At 45.5% G+C, this 17,883-nt stretch carries 20 protein-coding genes; 12 read left to right on the top strand and 8 right to left on the bottom strand.

The window, feature by feature from the left end; all coding sequences use genetic code 11:
• Positions 1 to 115 precede the first annotated feature (115 nt).
• Positions 116 to 997 carry a 3-hydroxyisobutyrate dehydrogenase gene (mmsB, locus tag B0G85_RS01710; protein WP_198508672.1) on the top strand — a complete coding sequence of 294 codons (882 nt, stop codon included), beginning with the start codon at positions 116 to 118 and terminating at the stop codon, positions 995 to 997.
• A gap of 63 nt (positions 998 to 1,060) precedes the next feature.
• Here mmsB and B0G85_RS01705 read toward each other — a convergent pair whose 3' ends face one another.
• From B0G85_RS01705 to B0G85_RS01690, 4 genes are all read right to left on the bottom strand, one after another.
• On the bottom strand, positions 1,061 to 2,347 hold the full coding sequence (locus tag B0G85_RS01705; RefSeq protein WP_100378705.1) for a DEAD/DEAH box helicase: 1,287 nt from the start codon (positions 2,345 to 2,347) through the stop codon (positions 1,061 to 1,063).
• A gap of 116 nt (positions 2,348 to 2,463) precedes the next feature.
• Positions 2,464 to 3,069, bottom strand: coding sequence for a cysteine dioxygenase family protein (locus B0G85_RS01700; RefSeq protein ID WP_100378704.1), 606 nt, complete (start codon positions 3,067 to 3,069; stop codon positions 2,464 to 2,466).
• A 3-nt stretch (positions 3,070 to 3,072) separates the two neighbouring features.
• Complete coding sequence (locus tag B0G85_RS01695; protein ID WP_100378703.1) at positions 3,073 to 3,507, bottom strand: YbgC/FadM family acyl-CoA thioesterase; 435 nt, start codon at positions 3,505 to 3,507, stop codon at positions 3,073 to 3,075.
• A gap of 15 nt (positions 3,508 to 3,522) precedes the next feature.
• Complete coding sequence (locus tag B0G85_RS01690; protein WP_100379141.1) at positions 3,523 to 3,957, bottom strand: GNAT family N-acetyltransferase; 435 nt, start codon at positions 3,955 to 3,957, stop codon at positions 3,523 to 3,525.
• Between the two features lie 130 nt (positions 3,958 to 4,087).
• Here B0G85_RS01690 and B0G85_RS01685 point away from each other — a divergent pair, with 130 nt between their 5' ends.
• The 11 genes from B0G85_RS01685 (at position 4,088) to B0G85_RS01640 (ending at position 12,650) form a co-directional block, all read left to right on the top strand.
• Positions 4,088 to 4,669, top strand: a complete 582-nt coding sequence (locus tag B0G85_RS01685; protein WP_100378702.1) for a hypothetical protein — start codon at positions 4,088 to 4,090, stop codon at positions 4,667 to 4,669.
• 193 nt (positions 4,670 to 4,862) lie between these two features.
• Positions 4,863 to 5,102, top strand: coding sequence for a FeoA family protein (locus B0G85_RS01680; protein WP_100378701.1), 240 nt, complete (start codon positions 4,863 to 4,865; stop codon positions 5,100 to 5,102).
• 2 nt (positions 5,103 to 5,104) lie between these two features.
• On the top strand, positions 5,105 to 7,018 hold the full coding sequence (feoB, locus tag B0G85_RS01675) for a ferrous iron transporter B (RefSeq protein WP_100378700.1): 1,914 nt from the start codon (positions 5,105 to 5,107) through the stop codon (positions 7,016 to 7,018).
• A gap of 17 nt (positions 7,019 to 7,035) precedes the next feature.
• Positions 7,036 to 7,824, top strand: a complete 789-nt coding sequence (locus B0G85_RS01670) for a hypothetical protein (protein ID WP_100378699.1) — start codon at positions 7,036 to 7,038, stop codon at positions 7,822 to 7,824.
• 120 nt (positions 7,825 to 7,944) lie between these two features.
• Positions 7,945 to 8,637, top strand: coding sequence for a fumarylacetoacetate hydrolase family protein (locus B0G85_RS01665; RefSeq protein WP_100378698.1), 693 nt, complete (start codon positions 7,945 to 7,947; stop codon positions 8,635 to 8,637).
• 38 nt (positions 8,638 to 8,675) lie between these two features.
• Positions 8,676 to 9,737, top strand: coding sequence for an alpha/beta fold hydrolase (locus tag B0G85_RS01660; protein WP_232725892.1), 1,062 nt, complete (start codon positions 8,676 to 8,678; stop codon positions 9,735 to 9,737).
• Between the two features lie 121 nt (positions 9,738 to 9,858).
• On the top strand, positions 9,859 to 10,017 hold the full coding sequence (locus B0G85_RS10440) for a DUF5993 family protein (RefSeq protein WP_369405923.1): 159 nt from the start codon (positions 9,859 to 9,861) through the stop codon (positions 10,015 to 10,017).
• Positions 10,014 to 10,577 (top strand): disulfide bond formation protein B, encoded by a 564-nt coding sequence (locus B0G85_RS01655; RefSeq protein WP_100378697.1) that lies wholly within the window; start codon positions 10,014 to 10,016, stop codon positions 10,575 to 10,577. The genes B0G85_RS10440 and B0G85_RS01655 overlap by 4 nt, the downstream gene beginning before the upstream one ends.
• A gap of 18 nt (positions 10,578 to 10,595) precedes the next feature.
• Positions 10,596 to 11,603: a Bug family tripartite tricarboxylate transporter substrate binding protein gene (locus tag B0G85_RS01650; RefSeq protein WP_100378696.1), complete on the top strand. Its 1,008-nt coding sequence runs from the start codon at positions 10,596 to 10,598 to the stop codon at positions 11,601 to 11,603.
• 87 nt (positions 11,604 to 11,690) lie between these two features.
• Positions 11,691 to 12,152 (top strand): hypothetical protein, encoded by a 462-nt coding sequence (locus B0G85_RS01645; RefSeq protein ID WP_198508670.1) that lies wholly within the window; start codon positions 11,691 to 11,693, stop codon positions 12,150 to 12,152.
• 21 nt (positions 12,153 to 12,173) lie between these two features.
• A complete protein-coding gene (locus tag B0G85_RS01640) occupies positions 12,174 to 12,650 on the top strand; it encodes a glycine zipper family protein (RefSeq protein WP_100378695.1) in 477 nt (158 codons plus the stop codon).
• A gap of 15 nt (positions 12,651 to 12,665) precedes the next feature.
• Here the strand turns inward: B0G85_RS01640 and B0G85_RS01635 are convergent, their stop codons facing one another.
• The 4 genes from B0G85_RS01635 to rho all read right to left on the bottom strand — a co-directional run bounded on the left by B0G85_RS01635 (position 12,666) and on the right by rho (position 17,667).
• Entirely contained in the window at positions 12,666 to 14,057 is a 1,392-nt protein-coding gene (locus tag B0G85_RS01635; protein WP_100378694.1) for an MATE family efflux transporter, read from the bottom strand.
• A gap of 9 nt (positions 14,058 to 14,066) precedes the next feature.
• On the bottom strand, positions 14,067 to 15,788 hold the full coding sequence (locus tag B0G85_RS01630) for an ArnT family glycosyltransferase (protein ID WP_100378693.1): 1,722 nt from the start codon (positions 15,786 to 15,788) through the stop codon (positions 14,067 to 14,069).
• 125 nt (positions 15,789 to 15,913) lie between these two features.
• Complete coding sequence (locus tag B0G85_RS01625) at positions 15,914 to 16,261, bottom strand: type B 50S ribosomal protein L31 (RefSeq protein ID WP_072582141.1); 348 nt, start codon at positions 16,259 to 16,261, stop codon at positions 15,914 to 15,916.
• A 143-nt stretch (positions 16,262 to 16,404) separates the two neighbouring features.
• Positions 16,405 to 17,667, bottom strand: coding sequence for a transcription termination factor Rho (rho, locus tag B0G85_RS01620; RefSeq protein ID WP_100378692.1), 1,263 nt, complete (start codon positions 17,665 to 17,667; stop codon positions 16,405 to 16,407).
• Positions 17,668 to 17,883: the final 216 nt, after the last annotated feature.

Raw genomic sequence — 17,883 nt, 5'->3', positions numbered from 1 at the left:
TATTAAGCTAAAGGTTTAACAGTCTATATTGAATTCTAAACAAGATATTACTCAGTAAAAAATCGTTCCATTCCATTGCTTCATCCGATATTCAATAAATACAGATAGGGTGCATATGAAAATTGCTTTCTTAGGTCTTGGCAATATGGGGCTGCCAATGGCGCTCAATTTAATCAAGGCAGGGTATTTTGTCTCTGGATTTGATTTAGTAAAAGGTCAGATGGATGCACTCAAAGCTGCAGGGGGTTCCCCAGTTAACAGCGCTATAGAGGCGGTCGGAGACGCTCAAATAGTTATCACCATGCTTCCGGCCTCACGACATGTTGAGGATCTCTATCTTGGGGAGTCGGGGCTATTGATGATTGTGCAGCCTCAAACGCTATTGATTGATTGCTCGACTATCTCTCCCGAGGTCTCGCGAAAAATTGAGGCACTCGCTAGAGTAAGGGGGTTGTCCATGATTGATGCACCTGTTTCTGGTGGTACCGCTGGTGCGCAGGCGGGTAGCTTAACCTTTATGGTTGGCGGCGCAGTCAATGATGTCGAAAAAGCTCGCCCCCTATTGGAGAAGATGGGTAAAAATATTTTTCATGCCGGGACGAGTGGGTCTGGTCAAACAGTCAAAGTCTGCAACAACATGCTTTTGGGTATTCAGATGCTTGGAACTAGTGAGGCGCTAAAGCTAGGCATTAGCAATGGCGTCAATCCTCAAGTTCTTTCAGAAATTATGATGCAAAGCTCAGGCCGTAATTGGGTATTAGAACTATATAACCCTTGTCCTGGCGTGATGGAAAATGTGCCATCCTCTAAGAATTATGTTGGCGGTTTTGGTGTTGACCTCATGCTTAAGGATTTAAGCTTAGCCGTTGAAAATGCTCAAGAATTAGAGGTAAGTGTGCGGCTAGGATTGCTAGCTAAAGAGCTTTATGCCATGCATAGTTCAGCCGGCAATGGACAGCTAGATTTTTCTAGTATCTTTAATCTTCCAGAAAATTAAAGTGATACCGTGAAATATGAAACGCTTTTCAACGGCATCCTATTTTTAGATGCAGATCTATAGCTATCGACTAAAGCTTCTCTTGGGTTGACTGCTGCGCTTTGCAGCAGGCTTACTTGCACCACTTCCGCCACCATTATTGCTAGGGCGAGGCTTGCGGTTTTGTTGGTGCTGTTGGCTTCTTAGTTGAATGGGTTGTGCAACGGCATTTGGATCTGGCTCAAATCCGGGGATGACCTCTTGCGGTAATTTTTGCTTGATGAGCTTCTCAATATCTCTGAGCATTTCATGTTCATCAACACAAACCAGAGATACCGCAACTCCATTAGAGCCCGCTCTACCAGTACGACCAATGCGATGAACGTAGTCTTCAGAGACATTAGGTAAATCATAATTAACAACATGGGGCAGTTGGTCGATATCAATGCCACGAGCGGCAATATCGGTGGCCACCAATACAGTGATTTTGCTATCTTTAAAGTCAGCTAAGGCTTTAGTGCGGGCACCTTGGCTTTTATTGCCATGAATTGCCATTGCGGTGATATTGTCTTTTTCTAACTGCAGGACTAATTTGTTGGCACCATGTTTAGTGCGAGTAAACACTAAAACTTGTTTCCATTGATTGCTCTTGATTAAATGGGCTAGTAATGGGTGTTTTTGGGTTCTATCAACCGGATGAATCAGCTGTGCAATTGCTTCATTTGTACTATTACTACGAGCCACTTCAATAAGTGCCGGTGAATTTAATAGGCTATCAGCTAATGCCTTAATTTCTGATGAGAAGGTCGCAGAAAATAGAAGGTTCTGACGTTGCTTGGGTAGCACGGCAAGAATCTTTTTAATATCGCGTAAGAATCCCATATCGAGCATGCGATCAGCTTCATCTAGCACCAGGATTTCAATTGCAGAAAGAGACACGCAGTTTTGTGACATCAAATCCAAAAGGCGACCAGGAGTAGCAACCAAAATATCTAGGCCGGCTGCTATTGCTTTTATTTGCGGATTGGCGCCGACGCCCCCAAAAATGACCGTTGACTTTAAGCCGGTATATTTTCCGTAGGTTACAACAGACTCTTGAACCTGAGCGGCTAATTCACGGGTAGGCGTTAATATCAGAACGCGTAACTGACGTTTGCCACTGCTGGGTTTAGCGCTATCACTAAGGCGTTGCAAAATAGGTAAAGTAAAGCCGGCAGTTTTGCCTGTGCCCGTTTGGGCTGCTGCTAGCAAGTCTCCACCTTTTAAGACGGCAGGAATAGACTTCTCTTGAATAGGGGTGGGGCTGGTGTAACCCTCTTCATTGATAGCGCGAAGAATGGATTCTGATAAACCGAGATCTGTAAATAACATAGGGGCCAAAATAAAATTGGCCCGTATTCAATTAAACGACTATCCCGGCCAATGGGGTGAGCTGCCACACTTGTAGTGTTTGCAGAAAGAAGGGCTATTTTAAGCCATCAAGCGTTCTAGCTTGCGTTATGCCACAAATTGGGGGTAAAGGCATTGGCGTACCCCGATATAAATAATTTCTGCAGGCCCGAGCGGGGGTCAAACACCGAACGCTCAATTCGGCCAATATTTCCGCCGTATACATGAATACTGATTGAGGTTTCATCGCTAGCACTATTCTCCACTACATGAATATCATGCGTATCAGGTGATACCGTCTCTACTTGGCCTGGCAAGCAAATGCTGGATTCTCCAGGCTGATAGCTACCATCTTTTTGTAAATAGTAATTTGTGCCACGCTCTTGGCCGCGTAACTGACCAATCATTCCCCAAACGGTATGGTTGTGAACCGGTGTTTTTTGATTCGGACCCCATACAAAGCTCACCACTGAAAACCGATTTAAAGGATCGGCATAGAGTAGGTATTGTTGATAGTGCTCAGGATGTGGTTTTGTCAATGGCTCAGGCAACCAATCATCCACCGAAATTAATTCCTCCAAAAGCTTTTTTCCTTTAGAGAAGATGATCTTTTCGCTGGGCCCATCCTCTAGCAATAAGGTGAGGTTTTGGACAAAGGTTAGTAGTCGGCTTTCTTGTTTCAAGGCAGTCTCCGGTGTAATCATGTATCAATCAGCAGTAAAGAGCCAGTCAGGAATACCTTTAGGCCTTAGTGAAACTGTATCAACACAAACAATGTGAAGAAGGGCGCTTGCAATCAGCTCAGGTTCTCCACCAGCATTTACGCGAGTGGCTGTTTGTTTCACGGCAATTTGGGTGCGACCCCGATGTTCTATTATTTGATCAATACTCAATAGATCGTCTAAGCGCCCTGGTCGATGAAAGTGCATTGTGATTTCTCGAACTGGCAAGAGAATGCCAAATTGATTGACTAATTTAGTGGGACTTAAGTCTCGTTGGTATAACCACTCCGCCCGACTTCGTTCAAAAATCTCTAAATAACGCGCATGGTAAACAAAGCCAGCAGCGTCGGTATCGGAATAGCAGACGCGAAATAAAAAAGGTGGGTTATTGGTTTGAACGGTATTCGTAGAGGCGGGCATATTTAATTATGTGGCTTATATAGTCAGAATCATATCGCGATGTGGGATGCCTGCTTCATCATAGACATCTCCACGGGAAATAAAGCCAAATTGCACATAAAAAGGGATTGCTGAAAGCTGAGCATGCAGTTCGAATGATTTCAGCCCCTGAGCTTTTCCTGCATTTATCAGCAAATTAATGAGTTGTGTGCCAACGCCTTGTTTTCGATAGCTGGCTAAAACAGCCATTCGACCAATTCTGCCTATTCCCCCCGGCAAAACTACCAGTCTTGCAGTAGCAACGCATTGTTCATCAATATGAATCAAGGCATGCTGAGCACATGGATCAAATTCATCAATTTCCATTGCCGCTGGTATGCCTTGTTCCTCGATGAACACAGCTTTTCTGATCGAATACGCCTCATTTTGAGCTTCTTGCCATGATTTTAGCGATGTAGGGAGTGCTTTCATGAGGTTTTTTAAGGTATTGGTGACCATCCTTAAGGTTTCTGGCCCTTATCCGCTGATTATTTCGTGGTTACAATGAATTGAAGTCTCAAAAATTCTTGAGCCTCTTATAAACTTTTACCAAGGAGTTATTTTGAAGAAAACATTGTTAACTGCATTGATTGCATCATTAGGTTTGTTTACTGCTAGCTCAGTGTACGCGCAAGCTCCTGCAAAAATGTTGCCATTGGCTGTTGAGGCCGCTGTTTTGACTGCTACTGTCGACTCAGTCGATGTGAAAAAGCGTATTGTGGTGTTGAAAGATGGTAACGGTAATTTGGCTCAGATGAATGTTTCTAAATCAGTGAATGACTTAGATAAGGTAAAAAAGGGTGATTTATTTGTTGTTGAGCACGCCCAAGCAATTGCGGTTGGCTTAGTTGCTGTTGCTAAGGATGCCAAACCAGGTGTTTCTGGAGTCCGCTCTGTTGTGATCGCTGGCAAGGGGTCTGCAAAGCCATTTGAGGAAACGACTGATACTGTGTATGCCACCGTCAAAATCACCACAATCGATGCAAAGACACGTATTGTGACGTTCACATTGCCATCTGGTGAGAAGCAAAAAGTGAAGGTCGATGCAAGCGTACTCGGGCTTGAGAAATTTAAGGCCGGCGATGACGTCATGATTGAATTTGTTGACGATACTGCGATTGGTTTTGTAAAGCCAAAGAAATAAGCTATTGAAGAAAGCTGTAGCACTTTTACAGTAAAAGAAAGGCCCGCATTGCGGGCCTTTTTGCTTTTGGGCCTATGTCATGGCTATGGCGAGGGTAGTAAAAAATGATTGAATTCATACAAATGATATTCATTCTCATCTGGGGATATAATTACCACATGCAACCTAGGCCTATTTTTAATCATCATCGACAATGAATCTCAAAGAGGCGAGCCCCGGAGTAAAGGTCTTCGTTAAGAAGATCGCTTTAGCAATTGGGGTGGATGGGGATATTCGTGGACAGCTTGAAGATATCGGCTTTCTACCGGGCGAGCAGGTTGAGGTACTGCGTAAGGGTTTCTGGGGTCGGGGACCTATTATGGTCCGCGTAGGATCCTCTACTTTTGCCTTGAGAGAATCTGAAGCACAGATGATTGAAGTGGAGCCTCTTTAACCATGACCCAAGCAAAAGTCCATTTTTTCCCTAGCGAGCCATTGGTGGCTTTATTGGGGAATCCGAACTGCGGTAAAACGGCCCTGTTTAATTTACTGACAGGCAGCCGTCAGAAGGTCGCTAATTACTCTGGCGTTACTGTCGAAAGGAAAGAAGGGCGCCTACACTTCGATTCTGGAAAAGTAATTCGTATTCTCGACTTACCGGGTGCCTATAGTCTTTACCCCCGATCATTGGACGAGCGTGTGACTTGCAATGTCCTGCATGGCAATGCAATCGGTGAGAAGCGCCCAGACCTAGTGCTATGTATCTTGAGCGCGATGAATCTTAGGCGTAATCTTCGTCTAGTGCTATCGGCAAAGCGATTAGGCCTTCCTTGTGTCGTTGTATTAAACATGGTTGACATAGCTAAGCGCCAGGGTCTTGAAATAAATACTGAGGCACTCTCGGGTCTATTGGGGTTACCAATCATTCAAAGTGTTGGAATTGAGGCCAATGGGGCGGATGCTCTGAAGCATTATTTAGCCCAGCTGGATTGGAAAAATCTATCGGCTTTGCAAGTGAGTAATGTAGATGAGGGTGAGGAGTCAACAGTGGACCACTCTGCCCATACCGAATCTGACAACATTGAAGTACATCACATTTTGCAATCACTGAACTTGGATCAAATTATTCCTGATGAGGTAAGCGATCGTTTGGATGCCGTGCTATTGCACCCAGTATTTGGCCCCATTATTTTGTGCGTACTCCTATTTTTTATTTTTCAGGCCGTATTTAGTTGGGCAACGTGGCCTATGGATATGATCAAAGCAGGAGTAGAGTGGCTAGGACTCATCATTAGCAATGCACTGCCAGATCACTGGCTACGGAGTTTATTAATCGACGGCATTCTGGCGGGCGTAGGTGGGGTGCTCATTTTTTTACCGCAGATTCTCATTTTATTTTTCTTTATTCTCCTGTTAGAAGAGTCAGGTTATTTGCCCAGGGCAGCCTATCTTTTGGATCGCTTGATGGGTAGAGTGGGTTTATCGGGGCGATCCTTTATCCCTCTTTTATCGAGCTTTGCTTGCGCTATTCCAGGGATCATGGCAACGCGTAGTATTTCTAATCCACGCGACCGCTTAGTCACTATCCTGATTGCCCCGATGATGACTTGCTCGGCGCGTCTCCCAGTCTATGCATTGCTAATTTCTGCATTTATTCCTGATAAAACAATAGGTTATGTCTTGGATCTACAGGGATTTGTTTTATTTATTTTATATATTGCAGGTATTTTGGGGGCCATGGTAGTGGCATGGGTGCTGAAGCGCTTCACCAGTGAAAAATTAAGGCTTAATGCCTTGATGATGGAGTTGCCTAGTTATCACCTTCCTAGACTGAGTAACTTAGCAATTGGTCTTTGGCAGCGTGCAGCAATTTTTCTCAGACGTGTTGGCGGCATCATTTTGATCATGACTATTGGGTTATGGTTTCTGGCTAGCTTTCCGTTGCCCCCTGAGAACGCTTCTGGAGCATCGATTCAATATAGTGTTGCCGGCATGATCGGAAATGCTTTAGCCGTAGTATTTGAGCCCATTGGTTTTAATTGGCAAATTAGTATTGCTTTGGTGCCAGGTATGGCTGCTCGCGAGGTCGTGGTTAGTTCATTGGCTACGGTATATGCCCTTTCTAGTGCCGGGGCAGAAGCGGCCGATGCTTTGGTGCCATTGATTTCTAATAGCTGGAGTTTGGCAACCGCATTATCGCTATTGGCCTGGTTCGTCTTTGCCCCTCAATGCCTGTCAACAATCGCCGCTGTCAAGCGAGAGACTGGTAGCTGGAAAATTCCGCTTGTGATGCTGAGCTATTTATTTGGCTTGGCTTATCTTGCCGCATTTATCACCTATCAATTGAGTCTATTTTTTGGCCTAGGTTAAGACTGCGAATTCCTTTGATGAATAAAATAACCCGACAATTTTTATCCAAATCTATTTTTTTGATGCTCATGTCACTAGCATCAGCATCTGCTCTTGCCGTACTACAAGATGAAATTCAGGTTTATGACGATGCGATTAATGCTAAGGGCGAAAAAAGTTTAGAGCTGCATGTCAATAGCACTCCTCGAGGCATACAAACGCCTTCTTACCCCGGTGAGGTAATGAACAATAATGGCGTTCGAGTGACGCCTGAGCTAGCCTATGGTCTTGGTAATGATTTAGAGGCGGGACTATATATTTCTGCCAATAATTATGCCGGTCATTTTCAGTATGCTGCAACCAAGTTGCGCCTCAAGTGGTTGCCTTATCAAGAAAGTAAAGGTGATGCTTTTTTTGGTGGGGTGAACCTTGAAGTTTCCAACGTTCAGCCTCAATTTGATGACTCCCGTTACAACACTGAGGCACGATTTATTATCGGCAAACATTTCGATGAATGGATGATCTCTTTTAATCCTATTTTTGGGATGCCGCTTTCACAGCCTTTTGTCCATCAAGCACCTTATTTTTCAACAGCGACTCGACTCTCCCGTGAAATCACCCCGGAAATGGCCTTAGGAGTAGAGCTATATTCCAATCTCAATCAGATTGGTCAGCCTGTCATCTACCCTAATACACAGCAATTGGGTTTTTTGATGGTCTATTACGATGGTGCTCCCATTGCATTTCAGGCCGGAATTGGGAAGGGCTTTTCAAACAGCACTGACTCCTTAACACTGAAGGCGATCTTTTCGGTTCCTTTGCCATAGATAAATGCATCTGCAAATGCGTCTTGTGTCGACATCCTGAGTAGAAATGCCATAATTAACCCACATCATTTAAATGAGCAATAAGCTCCTTCAATAAGCTAATTATTCGAAAGGCAATACATGAGCACCCTTTATGTAATGGATCCCCCGCTCGTACCTTCACTTCCAGTCGTGGGCGACACTCGGCGTTTTGCTGTTAATCGTATTTATTGTGTGGGGCGTAACTACGCAGATCATGCGCGTGAGATGGGTCATGATCCAGATCGTGAACCTCCATTCTTTTTTATGAAGCCTGCTAATTCGGTCGTTACCGATGGCAAGGATATGCAATACCCAGCACTTTCGAACGATGTTCATCATGAAATTGAAATGGTTGTAGCTATCGGCAAAGGTGGTAATAACATTAGCGCTGATAAAGCCCTTGAGCATGTCTATGGCTATGGTGTTGGTTTAGATATGACGCGCCGTGATCTACAGGGCGAAGCAAAAAAAATGGGTCGTCCGTGGGATACCGGCAAAGCATTTGATCAGTCAGCTCCTTGTGCCGCTATTACGCCTGCTGTGCAGTGTGGACATCTCAGCTCCGGAACTGTGCAATTATTAGTAAATGGTGAAATTCGCCAAGAGGGGAATTTAAACCAGCTGATCTGGAATATTCCCGATACGATTGCTTATTTATCGACTTTGTTTACTCTTGAACCAGGTGACCTAATTTTTTCAGGAACACCTGCAGGAGTCGGCCCTATTAAGAGGGGTGATGTACTTGAGGGTTATGTTGACGGGCTAACCCCCTTGAAAGTCAACATTATTTAAATGTGTCGACTCACTAAACATAAAAAATAGGTATGCAGATGAAACAGATTCCTGCTTTGACCCTCAAAGTGATCATATTAGCCGGTGCCACTAGTTTTTTTATGGGGGCATGCACGACTGCGGTAGATCAGGTTTCTAAATCTACTCCACCTGTTAGTCAATATGCAAATGCAACGCCTTTGGATCTTCGTCTCAGTGCTTTGCCTTATCCCTACCCAACAAAAGAGTTCAAAGCAATGCTGGGTGGACAGTCTGTCGGCATGGTTTATATGGATATTGCAGCCGTCGGCAAGCAAAAGGGTGTAGTTGTACTTTTTCATGGAAAAAATTTCTCAAGTGATTATTGGGCGCCTACAATTCCCGCATTAACTGCTGCAGGTTATCGAGTGATTGCCCCCGATCAGATTGGATTTGGGAAATCTGCCAAGCCAGATGTTGCCTATCATTTTGACGATCTTGCTAAAAATACGCATGCCTTACTGATATCACTGGGAATTAAAAAGACTGCGGTGATCGCTAATTCAATGGGTGGCATGGTTGGTGTGCGTTTCGCCCGTCTATATCCACAAGTAGTGCAAAAATTAGTGCTTGAGAATCCTTTGGGTTTAGAGGATTACAGTAAAGATATTCCACCCCAAACAAATGATAATTTACTGAAGTTGGAGATGGCTCAAACAGAGGTGAGCTACCGCCGTTTTTTACAATCCTATTTCCCTGTCTGGCAGCCCAGCTTTGAACAGTTTGTAGAGGTTTATGTTCGAGTGCAGAAGGGCTCTGATTATCCGGCTTATGCAAAGACTTCAGTATTGACCTATCAAATGATTGCCGAACAACCTGTTGTGAATGATTTACCCCAACTGAAAATGCCAGTCCTATTAATTATTGGTCAGAAGGATAGAACGGTTTTTGGTCGTCGCTTTGCACCTCCTGAGGCAGTAAAGTCGCTGGGTAACTTCCCGGAGCTGGGTCGCAAAGCTGCTCAAGCTATTCCTAATGCAAAGCTAATTCCCCTGGACAATGTGGGTCATATTCCCCATATTGAAGTGCCCTTGATATTTAATCAAGCAGTAGTGAGTTTCTTGAACTCTTATCCTAGATAGCGTGCGTTCAAGTGCAGGGCGCGCCCTCTCCTTGAGCTATTGGGCTCATAAGGGATGATGTAAAAGCCCTTTTTTAAACTTTGTTTCTTGCTTCAGTCTTAGCCTGCGATAGAATTCAATTATGTATATGTTTCTTCCCTTTCTCACAGCTTTCCTTGGCCTCATTTTTGTGTGGTTTGACAAGCGTCTGGTGGGATTGGTATTTTTGGCAATAACAGTCTTTATTCTGATGTATTGGTTCCGTGTTCATGCTACAGACCATCTCAGCATCAGTTTATGAGTAAGCAGGCCTTTCCCTCATTAGCTAGCCTAGGCAATCAACTGGCTTTGGTGGCCATCATTAGCATGCTGTCGTATGCTTTTGTTGATCAATTTGTTTTTGGTGAATTGCCTTGCCCACTATGCCTAATGCAGCGCATGGCATTTGTCATTATTGGTTTCGCATTAGCCCTCAACATCCGCTTTGGTGCGCATTCATCTCATTATGGTTGGGGCATCATTGGCGGTTTGGTTGGTATGACGGTTTCATTGCGCCAAATACTGCTACATATCGCTCCGGGCGATCAGGGATTTGGGAAAACTTTTTTAGAGCTCCATTTTTATACTTGGGCTTTTGTAGCTTATCTTGGCTTGATTGCGGGGATCGCTATTTTATTAATGCTGCCCAACCGAGATGTGCGTTCACGTTCTATGCTGGCTAACGGATTGATCATTATTTTTATCCTATTAGTCATTGGTAATCTTATTTCTACGCTATTGGAGTGTGGCATTAATCCTTGTGTCGATGATCCAGTGAGATATGACGGGTGGCTGTGGTTGCGAACTCGTCTTGGCTTTTGATCCTTTGCTGATTTTTTGATGCAGTGGCTTTCGAAAGCGGTAAAGGGGCTAGTGGTATCACTAGTGCTTTGTGCTATGAGCGTGACTGCCCATGGTCAACACTCAAAATCTCAGATCAATTCCCTGGCATGGCCTCAGCAGGCTATTCGAATCATTGTGACTTTTACGCCCGGTGGCGCTCCTGATATTTTGGCGCGCGTTCTTGCCGAGCATTGGCAGAAAAACTTAGGTGTCCCAGTTTTGGTTGAAAATCGCCCGGGTTACGGCGGAAACATTGGCGCAGATATTGTTGCCAAAAGTAACCCTGATGGCTACACCTTGCTTATTGGCACCGTCGGTATACATGCAATCAATGGTGCGCTGTACGAGAAGATGTCCTTTCACCCGATAAATGATTTCACGCCAATTAGCTTTTTGGCGAGCACCCCTAATGTTTTAGTAGTAAATAAGCGGCTTGGAGTGCGCAGCCTACCTGAACTCATTGAACTTGCTAGAACAAAGCCGAATGAGCTCACTTTTGGCTCATCGGGCGTAGGCACCTCTTTGCATATGTCGGGAGAGTTACTAAAAGAGATGACGGGCATTCAGATACGCCATATTCCCTATAAAGGCCGTGCTCAGTCTCTGCCAGATTTAATTAGCGGTCGGATTTCAATGTTGTTTGATAACCTTTCTTCTTCATTGCCCCTCATTAAAGCAGGAGAAATCCAGGCCCTTGCGGTGACTAGCCTCAAACGTTCAGCTGCTGCACCAGAGATTCCAACGATGGCTGAGCAGGGCTTGGCGAGCTTTGAGGCGATCTCTTGGTTTTCACTAATGGCCCCGGCGAATCTTCCAGCTCCTTTACAAAAGAAGCTAAATTCCCTCACGCGTCTGGCGCTTAATCATCCTGATGTGAGGAGTAAGTTATTGGCTGGTGGCTTAGACCCCGCCCCTGGAAGTCCTCAGGAATTGACTAAACTGATTCAATCGGAAAGCAATAAATGGGGTAGAGTGGTACATCAGTCTGGTGCCACATTGGAATAAATCCATTAATAAATAGAATTCTGTGTCAGCTTAGCTTGAAATGAGACGTTATTAATAGTAGATGATGATCAACCTACGGGGTCCACTATGAATATAAAAAAACAACATTCTCGAACTTCCCATTTTGCAGCACTTGTGGTTGTGACGACTGCCCTCATGTTGATTACCCCGATCTCTGCTCAAGCAGCTTGGGCGGTGGCTGTTGGGGGTTCTTATGGTGGGGGTTGGCGGCCTGCAGCCTACGGTCCCGGTTATAGTGGCTGGGGTCATGGTTGGAGGGGCGGATATTATGGCGCTGGCTATGGCTATCCATACGGGGGTGCATTTTATGCCCCGCAAGTGGTTTATGCGGCGCCTCCTATAGTGACCTACGCACCACCCCAGCAGCCCATGGTATTGGCATCTCAGCCGCAAGCCGCAGTTTGGTATTACTGTGAGGCTAGTCAGCAATACTTTCCGTACGCACAAAACTGTTCTACTGGGTGGCAGGTACAACCAGCGATGCCTCCTTCTAGTAACACCTTGCAGAATGAGCGGACTCGAAACTAATTTGATTGACTGGGACTTAATATGAAACGTATCGCATTCTCCATTCTTTTACTGAGCACATTAGCCGCTTGTGTTTCTGCCCCTACAGGGCCAACTATCGCGATCATGCCTCGTGAAGGAAAGCCCTTTGAGGTCTTTCAGCAGGAGGATATAGTTTGTCGTGAGTTTGCGGCTAATGCCATCAAAGAGGGTACTAATGCTGCCTTGAAAGAGGGCGCCACTAGCGCTTTAATTGGCGCAGCCTTGGGCGCAGCCGCCGGTGCAGTAATTCAAGGCGGTAGTAGTCAGAATATTGGTACTGGCGCAGGTGTTGGTTTGCTCGGCGGTGCTGCTATGGGCGCTTTGGGTTCGGCTGGTAAGCAGAATCAATCTCAAACCCAGTACAACATTGCCTATCAACAGTGTATGTATTCCAAAGGTAATCAAGTGCCTAGTTACCCAACGCAAGGTGGCAACCGGAGCTATGCACCTCCCAGTGGATTTAAGCCAATTCAGTAAAGCGCCAGTCTTGGCCTAGACTTGGACAGGTGGCTGCATTTTTTCAAAACGAGCCGCCGTTCTTCTAAATAAGTACAGTAATAAAAATGCCGCCAGCCCGAGACTAAGACTATTACCCGCCCAAAATCCACTAGCGCCTTGTAAAAATTCCGGGGTATTTCCAAAAACATTAAAGCCCATTAAATAGCCGCCACCAAGCCCAACACCCCAAAGCGAGCCAGCATAAATTAACATCGGCCAAAAGGCAATGCGATAAGCGCGCAAAATAAATGCAGCGGTAATTTGCAATGCGTCAAAGACTTGGTAGAAGGCGATGAACAAAAATAGTGGAATGGCAAATACCTTCACTTCATCCGGCGGATCGTAAAGATCTAGTAATTGCGCTCTACAGACCCAGACTATGATTCCTAGGGAAATGCATAGGCCTGTGGTGAAGAACACTGAAGACCAGCCAATTTCTTCCGCACGAGATTGTCTGTTGGCGCCGATGGCTTGAGAGACTAAAGTCATCGTGGCAATCGAAAGCGAAAGCGGAACCATATACATGACAGTTCCCAAATTGGCGACAATTTGATGCCCCGCTAAAGCTGTTGTCCCTAGGCGGGCGATAAACAAGGACATAAAAGTAAACGAGGTTACTTCAATTAAATAGCTAAAACCAATGGGAGCCCCCAGCTTTAATATTGTCCAGATGCGATGCCAATCCGGCCAGCTAAAGCGGGAGAATATTTTGAAGGGCTTATAAAAACCATCAAATAGAACAAAGCTTAAAGTAATGATCAGCCAAAACCAATTAATGATGATGGTAGCTACGGCACAACCTGGCCCGCCCATCGCTTCAATACCAAGCCCACCATAAATAAATAAGAGATTGAGTGGTAGCTTTAAGCACAGGCCGATAATTTGTACTACGGTAATGACGGTAGGGCGTGAGACTGCATTGTGCAGAGCCATTAACACCCGCATTGCCATACTTGCCGGAAGTCCGATTGCCAAGATGCTGAGATAAAGACGAGCTTTGCCCTCAATATCAAAATTTACTTGAGAGATTGCTAATAGATGATCTGCGTTTAATAGGATGAGACTACCTAAGACGGTAAGTCCCAGTGCCAGCCAAGTTGCTTGGCGCACTTCTTCGCCAATTTCGTCAAAGCGTTTTGCGCCAAATAGCTGTCCAGCGATTGGTGCTAGTGCAGAAATGACGCCTGTTAGGCCAACATAAACACTAATAAAAATAGCGGATGCCATTGCCAGAGCTGCAAGATCATCTGCAGAATAGCGCGCCGTCATGGCGGTATCGAGGACCCCAAACGCAATCACCGCCAGCTGGCCAATCAGGATTGGACCCGCTAGTTTTAACAGGGCTGGTACATCCTCGCGAAGACGCGATAATTTAAAGTGCAGCACTATAGGCTCTTAATTTGCAGGTGTCACTTGATAAAGGCGGAGGCGCTCATCACGATCGGCGGCGCGGCGATCTTCCCAGAGTAATTCAATTTTCTTTTTATTCAAGCTGGCATAAGCCTTGGCTTCAAGAGAGCTGTGGGTAAGCATTAAATTGCAGCTGGGGTCATCGCGTAGTTGTAGTTTTGAAAAGTAGCTAAAGGAGGCTAGTTGCGCTGAACCTAGGTTGCTCGTATCGATGCATCCTGGAGTGTTGGCAATAACTTTCTCAAGACGTTCAGATACATGACGATATGTTTTAGCGAAGTCAATCGTTGGAAGCCACAATGTCATTAGCAGTACCCACATGAGGGTAGTGCCAGAGGCAGAGATGATTAAACAGCGCCAAATTTCTTTCGGAGCACGTGAAGTTCTCCACCGTACGATACCTAGCCATATGCCGGTAATGATCAAGGCGATCACAAAGGTGAGATAGTCAAATTGTGCTTGAAATCCAGGTAATAGCCTTTGCAAATTAGCGGCGGTAGATTGGGGAAAGCCAGTGATTTTTGCTAGCCAGATAATCCAGATGGCTAGGGCAATGATCGTAAAACTAAACATCGCAAACCAATCAACAAAGCTAATCAGGCCACGTTTTAATATGGGCAGACTAAATGCGGCGATGATGGCGAGACTGGGAATTAAGATGATCAGATCATGCTCATTTGCCTCTGATCTGAACAAAATGTAAATGCAGCAGCCCACAAAAAAACTCAGTGGGATACAGAGGTGAGGTGCGCGCCATTGCCCCGTCTTTTGCGTGCGACTCCAATGAGCAAGTGAGATCATTGCCAGGGGCCAAACAGGCCAAGCGTAGGCCCAAAAGTTCACGCTCATAAAGCTGAGTGACGCAATGGAGGGTCGACTTTGCATCTCAGGCATATTGCGCCAACCTTCTTGGGCGATATGCCGCCATTCAGGAGGGAGGTTGCCAAGATGCCACAGGATGGGCCAAATAGCGAAGCCGATTAAACCCAAAACGGTGCTAGTTAATGTCCAGCGAAAGCGCAGTTTTGCGTTACTTGCAAGCACCGCAATAATCGTGGAGCAAACAACCATTAAGCTCAGCGTAAGATTACTCGACAGGGCAATAATGGCAATGCCAAGGCCGGTCCACAGGCCTCCTTGCCAGGGTCTATCCAGTCCGCGAACAGTTCCATATAGAACAATACTGATTGCCATCAACTGCGCCATCATTGGGGTTGTTTCGTGTGCCCGTTGGGCGAGCCCTACGCATGCAAGAAATATTAGTAGGGCACCATCTGCTAAAGTCATCCCATAATTTTTAAGGCTGGGCTGACCACCTACGGCTAATGCCATTGGCTGCACTTCAGCTCTACGGCCTAATAAGTAGGTGGCATACCAAATGGCTAGGGCAGCGGCAAAGAAGCAGATTGCAGAATAAAGACGAGCGGCATTGGCCATGCCAATCAGGGGGCCAAAAAGATCCATCAAGATGGCGCCTAGCCAATATGGAAATGGTGCCCCTAAGGAAACGTCACGTCCAGCAAGGTGGGGAACAATCCAGTCTAGGGCCTTACCTTGTTGCAAGATCCACATTCCACCAAAACCAATGGCGTCTTCATTCTTCCAAGGATCCCGCGCAAAAAGTCCGGCGAGACCATAAATCAAGGTCAGCGCAAAAATAATCATGCGTGGAATGGAAGTGGTGGCGGCGGCGGTAAGTTTAACCATAGATCAGGCTGTACTAAACAACAAATATATTCAATTAAAACGGGTGAAACTGGCAATAAAAAAGGCAGCAAATGCTGCCTTGATTATCTCGTAGAGTTAGTCTACTCAACCAAACCCTACTACTATTAAGCCTTCTTTTTAGCTGGCTTTTCAGCAGCCTTAGCTTCTGCAGCGGCTGCTTTTTTCTCAGCAGTTTTTGCAGCGCCATCACCAGTAGCCTTAGCAACTGCTTTGGTACCGAATTTCTGACGGAATTTCTCAACCCGACCGGCAGTATCCATAATCTTCTGGGTGCCAGTGTAGAAAGGGTGTGACTCGGATGAAGTCTCGATTTTGGCTAATGGATACTCATTGCCATCTTCCCACTTAATTGTCTCTCTTGTAGACATAGTAGAGCGAGTCTTGAAGCTAAAGTTATTGGAAACGTCTACAAAGACGATTTCGCGATATTCGGGGTGAATGCCAGGTTTCATTATTAGTCCTATTAGCGGGTAGCCGTTTAGATCAAAAGACCTAAATACTTACCCAGTTAAATGCCGTTGTTACAGCGGTAAAAAAGAAATTATGCCATGAAATCAATGGGAAAGCGCAGTTTTACTGGCTTTCTTAGACGAGATTAGCTGCCTTTACGCATCAAGTCAAAGAATTCACTATTGTTTTTGGTTGATTTGAGTTTATCCACGATGAAGTTCATCGCCTCAATATCATCCATATCTGCCAATAATTTACGTAAAACCCAGATTTTTTGGAGATTTTCCGCTTTTACCAGTAGCTCTTCACGGCGGGTGCCTGATTTGTTCAGGTTAATAGATGGGTAAACACGGCGCTCAGCCAAGCGACGCTCAAGGTGCACTTCCATGTTGCCTGTACCTTTGAACTCCTCATAGATAAGGTCATCCATGCGGCTACCTGTTTCAATCAGTGCGGTGGCGATGATGGTAAGTGAGCCACCTTCTTCTACATTGCGTGCCGCACCAAAAAAGCGCTTTGGACGCTGCAATGCATTGGCATCGACACCACCAGACAATACTTTGCCTGATGAGGGAATGACGGTGTTGTATGCGCGAGCAAGGCGGGTAATCGAATCAAGCAGGATGATGACATCTTTTTTCATTTCGACTAAACGCTTAGCCTTTTCAATGACCATCTCAGCAACTTGTACGTGACGCACTGCAGGCTCATCAAACGTTGAGGCAACCACCTCTCCGCGCACGGAGCGCTGCATTTCAGTAACCTCTTCAGGGCGCTCGTCAACCAACAATACGATCAAAATCGCATCGGGATTATTCGCGGCAATCGCATGGGCAATATGCTGCATCATCACCGTCTTACCAGATTTTGGGGAGGATACTATCAAGCCACGCTGGCCATAGCCTATCGGGGAAATCATATCAATGATGCGACCGGTGAGGTTTTCTTCGGCCTTGATATCACGCTCTAGATGGATCGTACGATTTGGATGAAGTGGTGTGAGGTTTTCGAACATGATGCGGTTCTTTAAGGCCTCTGGCGGTAAGCCATTGATCTTATCGACCTTTACCAGTGCGAAATAGCGCTCACCATCCTTAGGCGTACGAACTTCACCTTCAACGCTGTCACCCGTGTGCAGGTTAAAGCGACGAATTTGGGCTGGGGAGATATAGATATCGTCCGGGGAGGCCATATAAGAAGCATCAGGTGATCGCAAGAAACCAAAACCATCTGGCAGAACTTCTAAGGTTCCGTCACCAAAAACGGACTCACCTTCCTTGGCGCGCTTTTTGAGGATGGCAAACATTAACTCTTGTTTGCGCATGCGCTGGGTATTTTCAATTTCCAGGCTAGCTGCCATTTCAAGTAGGGCGGATACGTGTAGTACTTTAAGTTCGGATAGTTGCATGTGGTTTTAGGGTGTAGATGAAGAAGGATATAAAAATGTGTCTTGGATTAATTCAGTCTAGGTAAATAGTAGACAAAGGTGAAGACAAGAATTAGGGAAGTGCTAAAGAAGAGGGGTAGTTAACTAGAGGGCGGGGGCGCTGTTGAACGCATTGAAATACTGATGAACTAGATACTACACTAAAAACTAAGCGTTACAGGTATCAAAAAATACGAA

It is taken from the genome of Polynucleobacter brandtiae (assembly GCF_002797575.1).
Lineage (GTDB): Bacteria > Pseudomonadota > Gammaproteobacteria > Burkholderiales > Burkholderiaceae > Polynucleobacter > Polynucleobacter brandtiae.
Note: the sequence above shows the minus strand (reverse complement) of the source record. Positions and strands in the feature narration are given on the sequence as shown.

Excerpts from the sequence above, each read along its gene's own strand:
- mmsB (WP_198508672.1), top strand. The coding sequence starts at position 116 with ATGAAAATTGCTTTCTTAGGTCTTGGCAATATGGGGCTGCCAATGGCG.
- B0G85_RS01705 (WP_100378705.1), bottom strand. The coding sequence starts at position 2,347 with ATGTTATTTACAGATCTCGGTTTATCAGAATCCATTCTTCGCGCTATC.
- B0G85_RS01700 (WP_100378704.1), bottom strand. The coding sequence starts at position 3,069 with ATGATTACACCGGAGACTGCCTTGAAACAAGAAAGCCGACTACTAACC.
- B0G85_RS01695 (WP_100378703.1), bottom strand. The coding sequence starts at position 3,507 with ATGCCCGCCTCTACGAATACCGTTCAAACCAATAACCCACCTTTTTTA.
- B0G85_RS01690 (WP_100379141.1), bottom strand. The coding sequence starts at position 3,957 with ATGAAAGCACTCCCTACATCGCTAAAATCATGGCAAGAAGCTCAAAAT.
- B0G85_RS01680 (WP_100378701.1), top strand. The coding sequence starts at position 4,863 with ATGAATCTCAAAGAGGCGAGCCCCGGAGTAAAGGTCTTCGTTAAGAAG.
- feoB (WP_100378700.1), top strand. The coding sequence starts at position 5,105 with ATGACCCAAGCAAAAGTCCATTTTTTCCCTAGCGAGCCATTGGTGGCT.
- B0G85_RS01670 (WP_100378699.1), top strand. The coding sequence starts at position 7,036 with ATGAATAAAATAACCCGACAATTTTTATCCAAATCTATTTTTTTGATG.
- B0G85_RS01665 (WP_100378698.1), top strand. The coding sequence starts at position 7,945 with ATGAGCACCCTTTATGTAATGGATCCCCCGCTCGTACCTTCACTTCCA.
- B0G85_RS01660 (WP_232725892.1), top strand. The coding sequence starts at position 8,676 with ATGAAACAGATTCCTGCTTTGACCCTCAAAGTGATCATATTAGCCGGT.
- B0G85_RS10440 (WP_369405923.1), top strand. The coding sequence starts at position 9,859 with ATGTATATGTTTCTTCCCTTTCTCACAGCTTTCCTTGGCCTCATTTTT.
- B0G85_RS01655 (WP_100378697.1), top strand. The coding sequence starts at position 10,014 with ATGAGTAAGCAGGCCTTTCCCTCATTAGCTAGCCTAGGCAATCAACTG.
- B0G85_RS01650 (WP_100378696.1), top strand. The coding sequence starts at position 10,596 with ATGCAGTGGCTTTCGAAAGCGGTAAAGGGGCTAGTGGTATCACTAGTG.
- B0G85_RS01645 (WP_198508670.1), top strand. The coding sequence starts at position 11,691 with ATGAATATAAAAAAACAACATTCTCGAACTTCCCATTTTGCAGCACTT.
- B0G85_RS01640 (WP_100378695.1), top strand. The coding sequence starts at position 12,174 with ATGAAACGTATCGCATTCTCCATTCTTTTACTGAGCACATTAGCCGCT.
- B0G85_RS01630 (WP_100378693.1), bottom strand. The coding sequence starts at position 15,788 with ATGGTTAAACTTACCGCCGCCGCCACCACTTCCATTCCACGCATGATT.
- B0G85_RS01625 (WP_072582141.1), bottom strand. The coding sequence starts at position 16,261 with ATGAAACCTGGCATTCACCCCGAATATCGCGAAATCGTCTTTGTAGAC.
- rho (WP_100378692.1), bottom strand. The coding sequence starts at position 17,667 with ATGCAACTATCCGAACTTAAAGTACTACACGTATCCGCCCTACTTGAA.